This window comes from Martelella sp. UBA3392 (assembly GCF_002358775.1).
Lineage (GTDB): Bacteria > Pseudomonadota > Alphaproteobacteria > Rhizobiales > Rhizobiaceae > Martelella > Martelella mediterranea.
Genome location: NZ_DEPM01000181.1, coordinates 1 through 11655, shown reverse-complemented (window position 1 = coordinate 11655; position 11655 = coordinate 1). Strand labels below are relative to the sequence as shown.

The window sequence follows — 11655 nt, the reverse complement described above, 5'->3', positions numbered from 1 at the left end:
CTATCCCCGTCACTGCACGCTCATTTCCCGATTTCCGGCCCTGGACCTTCATTGGGAAGAAAAGGGACGCTCGCCGTATCAGCCTGCTTCATGGTTGCGGCAGCGGGCTCCCGGTCACTTACAACATCGCTCACGAGATCGCCGATATCGTGCCCAAACGAATCCGCCATGCCCGCGATATCACCGAGGATGCTGCCGCCGGATACGTTCTGAAGTTCTTCCGGCCCAAGCTCCTGGATTTTGGCTTCGCCGGTCATCTTGCTTTCATTCGCAGCCATAATTGAAATCCTTTCCATCGGTTTTGACCTCGGAGCCGCTGATCTCTATCAGCACCAGTCGGCAGAGGCGTCCCAGATGCCCTTGGCGACATCCTCGACACCGGTCTCAAGCGCCGATCCAGCCTTGGACGCCGCATCGCCAACCCAATCCACTCCTTTAACGACACCCGCGGCGCCAGCTTCGACCACATTCTTGACGGCCGTGCCAACCTCTTCGGCGCCATTTGCCACAGCGTTCGCCGCACCATCGGACAGGACAAGGCCGGGCAGGACCACCACGCCGCCGGCAGCGCCCTGCAATTCCTCAGCGCCCAGCTCCTTGATTTCAGTTTCGTCTGTGGTCATCACGGATTTGATGTTCTCGTTTGTCATTTCCACTCTCCATAGAGTTCAGGTTTCCAAACGGCGGTAGGTTTGGCATCCGACTTCGGGAAACTTGATCAAAATCCGCGAAAACCGGCCGTCTCCCTTCGCCGCGATACACTGCGAACGGCTTCCAAAACATATCAACGGCATGGATACCGCATGGAGGAAAGTAAATAATAAAATAATAGAAACATCAAACTCAAAAATGCAAAATTGATTATTTTAACGATACTACTTAGTTATATTTTGTTACGCCACGTAACTAAAAGTAACAAAGATAGCGCTAACTTAGGCGATCGCACATTGATGGGTATATGCTGTTGCACCATGGCCCTGAAAGAGGTCTGCGTCGAGCAAGCACACTGCCGCCATCCCGACCGCCGAGATAATGCGTGCCCGCGACGCTACAGGATAATGAATTGCGATAATTCCCGCCAAAGGTGACGGCGCTTCCGACGCCGTAGCAACAGAAGGGACCCTTTCCTTCGAAGGGATGTCAATAGAAAAGGGGATGGGACGGCCCGCGGCGCAAGCTGGCGCGGGCTCACCCTCTGCCAGAGGTGTCTTAAGCCTCGTCCTCTTCCGAAGCGCTGTCTTCCTCCGCCGCTTCGACGCGCTTGCGCTCGACAATCCGCGCCGCATAGATCGCGACCTCGTAGAGAAGCACGGTCGGCAGCGCCAGACCGAGCTGCGAGAGCGGATCGGGCGGGGTCAGGACGGCGGCGATGATGAAGGCGATCACGATCGCGAATTTGCGCTGCTTGGCAAGCCATTCCGACGAGACAAGTCCGACGCGCGCCATCAGCGTGGTGACGACCGGAAGCTGGAACACCAGACCAAAGGCCAGCACCAGCGACATGATCAGACTGAGATATTCCGAAACCTTCGGCAGCAGCGAGATCGCCACCTCCCCCTCTCCTGCGGATTGCTGCATGCCAAGGAAGAACAGCATGACCACCGGGATCAGGAAGAAATAGACGATGGCGCCGCCAAGGATGAACAGGATCGGCGATGCGACCAGGAACGGCAGAAAGGCCGAACGCTCGTTCCGGTAAAGACCGGGCGCAACAAAGCTGTAGACCTGGAAAGCGATCACCGGAAACGCCAGAAGCAGGCCGCCAAACAACGAGATCTTGATCTGGGTGAAGAAGAATTCCTGCGGCGCGGTATAAATGAGCTGCATCTTCTCCGGATCATGTCCGGACCAGATCACCGCCCATTTATAGGGCAGGACCAGAATGTTGAAGAGATCCTTGGCGAAGGCGAAACAGAGCAGAAAGCCAAGGAAGAAAGCGACCAGAGACCAGACAAGGCGCTTTCTGAGCTCGATCAGATGCTCGACAAGCGGCTGCGGCTTGTCGTCGATATCGTTCTTTACGCTCATCGCCCGCTCCTGCGTCCACCGGACGATTTCGATTTGACCGGCCTGGGCGCGGCCTTGAAGCCGGGCCTGTGGCTGACAAGCTTTTCGTCCCGGGGCTTCGAGACCAGCGCCGGTGCAGCCTCGTCCTTTTTCGCCGCCGCCTTGTCGAATGCGTTGACGGGCGAGACATCGGGGTTTGTGCCGGGCGTGGGATAGGACGCCTTCTTCAGCTCCGGCCCATCGGCTTTGGGCTTTGGCTTGTTATCGAGCGCGGTCGATTTTTTGAGATCGTTGTCGATATCCCGCGCGGTCTGCCGCAGGGGATTGATCGCGTCGCGCAACTGGTTGGCGGGATTGATTCTTCTGACGTCCCGGATCGCTGTCGAGACGTCTTCCATATCCGCCTCTTTCAGCGCATCGTCCATCTGTGACCGGAAGTCGGACGCCATGCGCCGAAACTTCGTCATGGTCTTGCCGAAGGTCCTCAGCACATGCGGAAGTTCGCGGGGCCCGACGACAACGACCAGCACGATCGCCACGACCAAAAGCTCGGTCCAGCCAATGTCAAGCATTCACATTCTCCTGCGGCCAGCCGTTGCCGGCTGCCCGGCATCAGCCCTGCTTGGTCTCGTCTGCCCTGTGGTCAACAGTGTGCTCGACGGTCTTGTCCTTCTCCGCCGGCTTTTCGTCGTCGTCCGAAATGCCCTTCTTGAAGCTCTTGATGCCCTTGGCGACATCACCCATGAGTTCGGGAATCTTGCCGCGGCCGAAAAGCAGCACGACAATCGCCAGAATGATGAGCAGCTGCCAGATACCGAGATTACCCATAACCAAATCTCCTGTTACTTAGGTGTCTCTGGTGTAAGGCGTTTGCTCGCGATTTTCAAATACCAAAATAGTCTGATCGTCGACTTCGACAAAAACCCGCGCCGCCCCCTCGCCGATCGCGCCGGCGGAAACGCTGGCGTCGACAACATGCGGCGTGCCCTCGATCCTCAGCCGGAACAATTCCTGGGTGCCGAGAAAGCGGCGTTCGAGCACCTCCGCCGGCTGGCCGGAAAGCGTCGCCTCCTGGCTCAGACGGATATCGCCGGGGCGGATCGCGATCGTGACAGGGCCGTCTGGCATGGCGGCGGCCAACGGACGGTTGCCGAACGGAATCTCAACCTTTCCCGCTTCAACTTTCCCTTCGAAACGATTGATTTCAGAGAAGAAAGACGCGGCGAAAAGGCTTTCCGGTCGGGAGAACAGCGCGCGCGGCGTGCCCGTCTGCACCAGATGTCCGTCCTTCAGCAAGGCAATCCGGTCGGCTACGCCCATCGCCTCGCCGGGGTCGTGCGTAACGATCATGACGGTTGCGCCGGTCTCGCGCAGAACGGCCAGCGTTTCAGCACGCACCTGATCCTTCAGCCGCGAATCGAGGCCGGAAAACGGCTCGTCCATCAACAGCACGGAAGGGCGCGGGGCGACGGCGCGCGCGAGCGCCACCCGCTGCTGTTCGCCGCCCGACAGCATATGGGGATATTTGTCGCGGTAGCCGGAAAGCCCGACGCGCGAAAGAGCCTCGCCGACTGCGGCCTGCCGTGACGCTCTTGGCAGGCGTTGCAGGCCGAAGGCGACATTGTCGGCGACCGTCATATGCGGAAACAGCGCGAAATCCTGAAACATCAGCCCGATGCCGCGCCGCTCCGGCGGCAGGAAGGTCGACGGCCCGGTCACCTCGACGCCATCGATCAGCAACCGGCCGTGATGCGGCTGTTCAAGGCCCGCGGCAATGCGCAGCAGCGTGCTTTTCCCCGAACCGGACGGCCCCAGCAAGCACAGCACCTCGCCGGGCGCGGCAGACAGCGACACGCCCTTGACGACGTCGCCCTGGCCATAGCCGTGGCGGATATCTTCGAAACCGAGCCGCGCGGTCTGACCGCTTTCGGCTACAGGGCGCCGGGCAAAATTCATCGCCGCTCCAGAACGTTTTGCCTCGCCATACATCGGCGCGACGGCTTTTTCTAGAGCTTATTCATCATGTTTACCGCCCGGTGTCAAAAGCCCCAGATCCTCGAGGTCGGCGGCATCCAGCGGCTCCTCGTCATCGGTGAGGTCTTCGTCGTCATTGAGCGGCAGCGGGATCTGGAAGCCGGGGGGTATCCGGCCAGACAAGAGCCCCGCCCCGCGCAACTCCTCAAGGCCCGGCAGATCGCGGATTTCCTCAAGGCCGAAATGATCGAGAAAGCTGCGGGTCGTGCCCATGGTCACCGGGCGGCCGGGCGTGCGTCGGCGTCCGCGAAAACGGACCCAGCCCGCCTCCATCAGCACGTCGAGCGTGCCCTTGGAGGTCTGAACGCCACGGATTTCCTCGATCTCGGCGCGGGTCACCGGCTGGTGGTAGGCGATGATCGACAGCACTTCGAGCGCGGCGCGGGTGAGCTTGCGCGCCTCGCGCTCGCCGCGATGGATGACGAAGGAGAGATCGGCGGCGGTGCGGAACGCCCAGTGGTCCTCGACCCGCACCAGATTGACGCCGCGATTGCGGTATTGTTCGGCGAGGCCCGCCATCAGCTCGGCCACATCGACCCCGTCGGGAATGCGCTCGGCGATATAGGCCTCGCTCACAGGTTCGGCGGAGGCGAAAACCAGCGCCTCGGCGATCCGCTCGGCCTCCAGCATGCGTTCCGGGCTCAACGATTCTTCGTTGTCCTCGGGCTCGCTCATTCGGCGGCCTCGCCGGTGAAGGGCTCGCTCCTGCTTCTGCCACGCCGCATCATCAGCGGCGCGAAGGCTTCGTCCTGCCTCAGGTCAAGCCTGCCCTCGCGCGCCAGTTCAAGCGAGGCGGCGAAGGTGCTGGCGATCGCGGTGCGCAGATCCTCCGGCCGGGTGAGATAGCGCAGCAGGTAGCGGTCGAGCGCCGTCCATTCGCCGATCTCGCCGATCAGCCCCTGCAAGAGCTCGCGCGCATCGGTGAGCGACCAGACATGACGCAGGGCGATCGTCACCTCGCTGACCGCCGCGCGCTGGCGCATATTGGCATAGGCGTCCAGCAGCTCGTAAAGCGTCGCCATGTAGCTGGAGCCGGTTTCATCGGGGATATGTTCCGGCGCGCCCCGGCGGAAGACATCGCGGTCGAGCCGGTTGCGGTTGATGAGCTGGCTTGCGGCATCGCGCATCGCCTCCAGGCGCTTCAGGCGGAAGGCGAGCGTTGCCGCCATATCCTCACCCGACGGCTCTTGATCGCTCGGCCTTTTGGGAATCAGCAGCCGCGATTTCAGATAGGCAAGCCAGGCGGCCATGACCAGATAATCGGCGGCCAGTTCGATGCGGATGCGGCGCGCGCTCTCGATGAAGGCGAGATATTGCTCGGCCAGCGCCAGAACCGAGATCCGGGCAAGATCCACCTTCTGGGTCCGCGCCAGATGCAGCAGCAGGTCGAGCGGCCCTTCGAAACCGCCGACATCGATCACCAGCACCGCCTCACCCGCCGCGCGCACCTCGACGGTCGTGTTCTCGCTATCAGGGAAGAAGCTATCCTGCATGGTCAGCTCCCGGCCTGAAGAAGGGCATCGAGATGGCGCGACAGCGCATCGAGATCGGCGTCATCGGCCGTGGGTCGGCCTGCCAACACCCGTTCGCTGCGGATCAGCGCCGCGCCGGCAAGCGCCGGGGCGGCATCGGCAACGGCGCGCATCTCATCCATCTTGCCGTTGCAGTGCAGAATGATATCGATGCCGGCCGCCGCCACAGCCCGGGCGCGTTCGCCGATATCGCCGGCCAGCGCGTTCATCGAGATATCGTCGGAGATGATCAGCCCGTCGAAACCGATCGAGCCGCGCATCACCTGATCGACCACCTTCGCGGAGGTAGAGGCCGGGTTCTCGGCGTCGACCGCCTCGAACAGCACGTGGCAGGTCATCGCCATCAAAATGCCGGTGATTTCGCGAAACGGCCGGAAATCGCGTTCGGCAAGCAGCGCCAGCGGCTCTTTGACCACCGGCAGGCCGATATGGGAATCGGCAAGGCCGCGCCCGTGGCCCGGCATGTGCTTGATCACCGGCAACACGCCGCCGGCCTTCAGCCCGTCGGCCATGGCCTGCGCCAGAATCCGCACCTGCTCCGGGTCCGACCCGAAGGCGCGGTTGGCAATGAAGCCGGTATCGGGTTCCGGCGGCATGTCGAGCACCGGGGCGCAGTCGACATCGATGCCAACCGACATCAGGTCCGCCGCGATCAGCCGCCCGCAGGCATAGGCCGCCTCTTTCGCCTCATCGGGAGCGGCAGCATAGCGCTTCCCGATCACCGAGGCAGCGGGATAGTCGCGCACCAGCGGCGGGCGCAGACGCCGGACGGTTCCGCCTTCCTGATCGATCAGCACCGGGGCATTGCGGCCGACCGCATCGCGCAGCTCCGCCGTCAGCGCCCTCACTTGCTCCATGGTTTCGACATTGCGGCCGAACAGGATGAAGCCCCAGGGCTGTTCCGCGCGGAAGAATGCCTTCTCCTCGGCGCTGAGGCGGGCGCCGGCGCAACCGAGAATCATGGCTTTCAGAGCTTCTGTCATGAGCGAATCATAAGAGATCGGGACCAGAGCACGAACAAGGCCCTTCATTCATGCACAATTTTGTGCGGCTCTGCACGGCAAAAGCGCCGGTTTCGTAAGCCCTGCGATAAAAATCAGCGCGGAACGAAGCAGCTTCCGCCTTCCGCCTTGTAGCGCTCGCACAGCGAAAGCGCTTCGGAAAGGCTGGAGGCGCCGATGCGCACCCGGTAGAACGTGCCCTTGCCCGCAATCGTCGCCGGCACGATCTCCACCGGTCGCCGACCGAGCACCGCAGGGTGCTGGGCGTTGAGCCGCCGATAGGCCTGCTGCGCCTCCTCCACCGACGGCAGGGATGCAATCTGCATGGCATAGGCGGATGTCGACTGCGCGCTCGGCTGCGACGCTGCCGCGGCGGGCGCGGTTGCCGTCGTCGCAGCGGCGGGCGCCGGGCTAGCCGCAGGAGCCGAGCTGGCGGCGGCAACGCGCGCGGGCGCGCCGCCCGGAGGCCGCGGCGTCGGCAGCGGCACATTGGCGATGCCGAAATCCTGTACCGCCTCTTCCGTGGCGGCCGGCTCTTCCGTCGCATCGCCGGCATCCAGAGCAGCGGCGTCAGCCACGGTGGCAGGCTCGGTAACAGGCGGCGTTGCCGTTTCGTCCGACGCTCCAGACGCTGGCGCTTCGGTCGTTGCCTGCGATGACGGGGGCGCCAGCGAAGACGCAGCGGTCTCATCGCTCGCACCGGCAGCCGCACTGTCCTGCGGCACGGAGGTGACAAGCTGACCGTTCTCATCGGGCAGCGCGGATTGGGTCTCGATCCTTCTGACCCCGGATGAGGGCGAAGAGCTGGCCTCGGCCGCGTCGCGTTCGACCAGCGTGCCGTCCGGCCTGACGATCATGGTTCTGACCTTGCGCGGCTCGAGACCGCCTGTATCGGCTGTACCGCTCGCGGCGCTGCCGGCCAGCGGATTGGGCGCGACGCTTTCGACATCGGTCGGCTCCTGGTCGGAGGCGATCAGGCTGCCCTGGCGCGGCGCTTCGGCCAGCGTTCCGGACACATCATTGAAGACGGCGTTGTCCTGATTGGGGACGACCTCGCCGCCCGGATCCTCCGGCGCTTCCTTGACGCTCGAATTATCCGCGGTGATGACCACCGGCTCGCCGCCGCTGTCGCCGGCGAAATAGCGCATGCCCGCGAACACGAACAGCACTGCCAGCGCAACCGCGGCAATGCCGATCAGGGCGACGCGCCCTGCCCCCAGGAAGGTCGCAGGCAGCAGGCCCGGACGGCGCTCGCGATCGTCAAAGTCGTAATAGTCCTCATCGGCCGCGTTCTCAAAGCCCTCCGCAGCCTCGTTGTAGCCAGCCTGCGGCGGAACGGCCTGCCTGAGGGGCTCGTCATAAGCCTCGCCCTGCGCCGCGCCATAATAGTCAAGCTCCTCGGGCAGGTCCGGTTGAGCGGGCGCCTCTTGCAGCGGATCGATCAGAGCCGGCTGGCTCGCCAGTACATCGGCAAGCTCTTCATCGAGATCGAATTCATAGGGTTCGGCGGAGGCACGGGCCGGCACGACTTCGTCATCGCCCATGGGCGGCAGGTCGAGTTCGTCAACCGGCGCGGGCGGCTCCTCTGTCGAAATCAGCGCCGCCGGATCGAAATCGCCGTCACTGTCGTCGCCGCCTGCCGCGACGTCATCCAGCGGCCCCTGCCCCTCGTCGGCCAGTTCGATTTCCGAAAGCTCAAGCGCAAGCTCGTCGAGGTCGAGATCGAGCTCCTGATCATCATGCACCGCCGCCGGCTCTGGCTCCGGCTCGTATGCGGGTTTTGCCTGGTAAGCCGGTTCCGGTTGGTACGGGGGGGCCGGCTCGTATTCCGGTTCCGGCGGGTAACTCGACTCCGGTTCATAGGACGGCGCTGATGCAGCGGGCTCGTCTATGCCCGGCGCTTCATAGGGCTGCCGCGGCTGTTGCGGCTCGTATCCGCCAAGCGAGCCGCGCAATTCGAAGCTGGCGAAATCATCCGGCTGCTCTTCCTCGGGCGCGGGCTCGGCCGGCATGCTGTCCCAGATCGAAGCAGGCTTTTCCTCGGGCTCGAAGGCCTGGGGCTCGTCGTAGCGTTCCGCCTCTTCCGGCGCGAAGGACGGCTCGGCCGCGTGGCGCGACGGCGGCTCGGACCGTTCGGAAGGAGCGGGAAAGCTGTCGAACTCGCGCAACAGTTCGTCCGTCAGGTCATCCGCCGTTTCCGGCGGATACGGACCTTCCTGTCGGCGCGGCGGCTCATTGTCGGACGTGCCGATCAGCCTCGCCAGTTCGGCAAAGGGATCATCCCCGTCAAAGCCGCCATTATCGCCGCTACCCGGCTTGTTCTTGTCTGCCATTTTCAAACCACCAATGCTGCCATCGGCCACAAGGCCGACGGGAGAGTGCAGGTGGACCTAACGCATTTCCTGCGGCGCGTCGGTTCCCGTGAGAGCCAGTCCGGAACGCAATACGGCAGCGACAGAAGATACGAGTCCGAGCTTCGCAATCGTTGATTGTCTGTCACTCTCATTAATAAAGCGTAACTCCTGCTTTTCCTTCCCTTTGTTCCAGTGGGAATGGAATTGCGACGCCAAATCATAGAGATAAAACGCCAGCCGATGCGGCTCGCGCATTATCGCCGCCGATTCGATTACCCGCGGATATTCCGCAAGCCTGGCTACAACTCTAAGTTCTTCCGGCTCGTAAGTCGCCTGCTTTACCGCATCTTCCAGTGTTTTTTGTGAAATATCCAGTCCCGGGAAGTTCTCCTGGGCCTGCCGCAGGACAGACATGCAGCGCGCATGCGCATACTGGACATAGAATACCGGATTGTCCTTGGATTGCTCGGTCACCTTGGCGAAGTCGAAATCGAGCGGCTCGCTGCTCTTGCGGTAAAGCATCATGAACCGCACGGAATCGCGGCCGACCTCGTCGACCACCTCGCGCAGCGTCACGAAATTGCCGGAGCGCTTGGACATTTTGAGCTCCTGTCCGCCGCGCATCAGCTTGACCATCTGGCACAACAGCACCGTCAGCTTCGCCTTGCCGCCGGACACCGCCTTGGCGAGCGCCTCAAGCCGCTTGACATAGCCGCCATGGTCGGCGCCGAGAATATAGACCATCTCGTCGAAGCCGCGCTCGTATTTGTCGCGGAAATAGGCGACGTCGGCGGCGAAATAGGTGTAGCTGCCGTCAGACTTGATCAGCGGCCGGTCGATATCGTCGCCCACCTCGGTGGAGCGGAACAGCGTCTGCTCGCGGTCCTCCCAGTCTTCGGGCACCTGCCCCTTCGGCGGCGGCAGCGTGCCCTTGTAGACATGGCCCTTGAAGGTGAGATCGTTGATCGCGGAACGGATCGCCGCGGCATCATCGGCATGAAGCTGACGCTCGGAGAAGAACACCTCGTGAGTGACGTTGAGGGCGGCGAGATCGGCGCGGATCATCTCCATCATGGCGTCGATCGCCCGGTCCTTGACGATCGGCATCCACTGGTCTTCCGGCAGGTTATGCAGCGACGGACCGAATTCCGCCTTCAGCGCCTCGCCGACGGGCACCAGATAATCGCCCGGATAAAGCCCCTCGGGAATGTCGCCGATTTCCTCACCCAAGGCCTCGCGGTAGCGCAGGAACACGGAGCGGGCGAGCACATCGACCTGCGCGCCGGCATCGTTGATGTAATATTCCTTGGTCACCGCGAAGCCGGCGTAATCCAGGATATTGGCGAGCGTGTCACCCACCACCGCGCCGCGGCAATGGCCGACATGCATCGGCCCGGTCGGGTTGGCGGAGACATATTCGACGTTGATCTTGCGACCCTTGCCGATTTCACTGCGGCCGAAATCCTCGCCTTCACGGACCAGGGCAAGCAGAACGCGCTGCCAGTAGCGCGGCGAGAACCGGATATTGATGAAGCCCGGGCCGGCGATCGAAAGCTCGGCGATATCCTCATCGGTCTCAAGCGCGGCGACGATCTTTTCGGCAAGGTCGCGCGGCTTGGTCTCAAGCGGTTTGGACAGCACCAGCGCGGCGTTGACGGCAATATCGCCATGGCTCGGGTCGCGCGGCGGCTCAACCACGATGCGGGTGAAATCCAGCGTGTCGCGCTTTTCCGCGATTTCGGCAATCGTCAGCAGTTGTTCGTTCAGTCTCTGTTCGAAATCGGTAAAAAGGTTCATGTCAATTTCCATCCGCCGCCGCGCGACCGGCGCAAAAGGGCGCAGTTTGCCGGGCTCCTACCGTAAATCAGGGGTATGGTCAAACAACTGGAGGTGCGTGTTGTAGGCGTAGGTGTCGGTCATGCCGGCAAGGTAGTCGGCGACATGCCGGGCAAGCTGGGCCGGCTCCAGCCGCTCGATCCCCTCGCTCCACGAATGCTCGCCCATCAGCTTCGGGTCGTCGATATAGGCGTCGAAGAGGTCGGTCACGATCTGGGCCGCGCCCTTTCGGATCACCATGATATTCGGATTGCGATAGATATGGTGGAACAGCAGCTTCTTGATCTGGCGATCGATCTCCGCCATCGCCGGCGAGAAGGTGGCCAGCGTCATGCCGGCGCGGCGAACCTCATCGGCCGATTGCGGCGCGACCGTGCGCAGGTTTTCCTGCGCGACGCCGATCACGTCCTCGACCATGGCGGTGATCTGGCGGCGCATGATCTCGTTGGTGAACCGGCTCGATTCCAGCCCGGGATAGCGATCGCGCACCTCATACATCAGGCCGGCCAGAAACGGCACCTCCTCCAGCATGTCGTAGCTCAGATAGCCGGAGCGCAGCCCGTCATCGATATCGTGCGTGTTGTAGGCGATATCGTCTGCGATCGCGGCCACCTGCGCCTCCATGCTGGCATGGGTCGAAAGCCAGAGATCATGACGGGCGCAATAATCGAGGATCGGCTGCGGAACCGGCCCGCCAATGCCCTTCCCATCAGCATCCTGCAAGGGGCCGTTGTGCTTGACCAGTCCCTCCAGCGCCTCCCATGTCAGGTTGATGCCGTCGAACTCGGCGTAGCGGCGCTCCAGCTTGGTCACGATCCTGAGCGATTGCGCATTATGATCGAAGCCGCCATAGGCCGCCATCTTCTCGTGCAGCGCATCCTCGCCGGTATG

General features: G+C 62.7%; 12 protein-coding genes. 1 reads left to right on the top strand and 11 read right to left on the bottom strand.

The genetic code is table 11. The features are described from left to right. The coding region (locus B4E36_RS14055; RefSeq protein WP_345900485.1) for a hypothetical protein at window positions 1-284 on the top strand (284 nt) is incomplete at its 5' end. 42 nt (window positions 285-326) lie between these two features. On the opposite strand, the gene B4E36_RS14050 is transcribed toward B4E36_RS14055, so the two are convergent. From B4E36_RS14050 to B4E36_RS14000, 11 genes are all read right to left on the bottom strand, one after another. Next, window positions 327-650, bottom strand: a complete 324-nt coding sequence (locus B4E36_RS14050) for a hypothetical protein (RefSeq protein WP_292051496.1) — start codon at window positions 648-650, stop codon at window positions 327-329. Between the two features lie 559 nt (window positions 651-1209). After that, on the bottom strand, window positions 1210-2028 hold the full coding sequence (gene tatC, locus B4E36_RS14045; protein WP_292051499.1) for a twin-arginine translocase subunit TatC: 819 nt from the start codon (window positions 2026-2028) through the stop codon (window positions 1210-1212). Further along, entirely contained in the window at window positions 2025-2579 is a 555-nt protein-coding gene (tatB, locus tag B4E36_RS24340; RefSeq protein WP_414673762.1) for a Sec-independent protein translocase protein TatB, read from the bottom strand. Before tatB ends, tatC begins: the two co-directional genes overlap by 4 nt. A gap of 40 nt (window positions 2580-2619) precedes the next feature. Continuing rightward, window positions 2620-2835, bottom strand: coding sequence for a twin-arginine translocase TatA/TatE family subunit (locus tag B4E36_RS14035; RefSeq protein WP_018063014.1), 216 nt, complete (start codon window positions 2833-2835; stop codon window positions 2620-2622). A gap of 18 nt (window positions 2836-2853) precedes the next feature. Beyond that, on the bottom strand, window positions 2854-3963 hold the full coding sequence (locus B4E36_RS14030) for an ABC transporter ATP-binding protein (RefSeq protein WP_414673761.1): 1110 nt from the start codon (window positions 3961-3963) through the stop codon (window positions 2854-2856). Between the two features lie 57 nt (window positions 3964-4020). Continuing rightward, window positions 4021-4716, bottom strand: a complete 696-nt coding sequence (scpB, locus tag B4E36_RS14025) for an SMC-Scp complex subunit ScpB (RefSeq protein ID WP_292051508.1) — start codon at window positions 4714-4716, stop codon at window positions 4021-4023. After that, window positions 4713-5534, bottom strand: coding sequence for a ScpA family protein (locus tag B4E36_RS14020; protein ID WP_345900484.1), 822 nt, complete (start codon window positions 5532-5534; stop codon window positions 4713-4715). Before B4E36_RS14020 ends, scpB begins: the two co-directional genes overlap by 4 nt. A 2-nt stretch (window positions 5535-5536) precedes the next feature. After that, window positions 5537-6556, bottom strand: coding sequence for a beta-N-acetylhexosaminidase (gene nagZ, locus B4E36_RS14015; RefSeq protein WP_292051513.1), 1020 nt, complete (start codon window positions 6554-6556; stop codon window positions 5537-5539). Window positions 6557-6669: 113 nt separating this feature from the next. Continuing rightward, on the bottom strand, window positions 6670-8907 hold the full coding sequence (locus B4E36_RS14010) for an SPOR domain-containing protein (protein WP_345900483.1): 2238 nt from the start codon (window positions 8905-8907) through the stop codon (window positions 6670-6672). 57 nt (window positions 8908-8964) lie between these two features. Then, window positions 8965-10725, bottom strand: a complete 1761-nt coding sequence (argS, locus tag B4E36_RS14005) for an arginine--tRNA ligase (RefSeq protein ID WP_345900482.1) — start codon at window positions 10723-10725, stop codon at window positions 8965-8967. A gap of 57 nt (window positions 10726-10782) precedes the next feature. Further along, window positions 10783-11655: deoxyguanosinetriphosphate triphosphohydrolase (locus tag B4E36_RS14000; RefSeq protein WP_345900481.1), on the bottom strand; the 873-nt coding region annotated here is incomplete at its 5' end.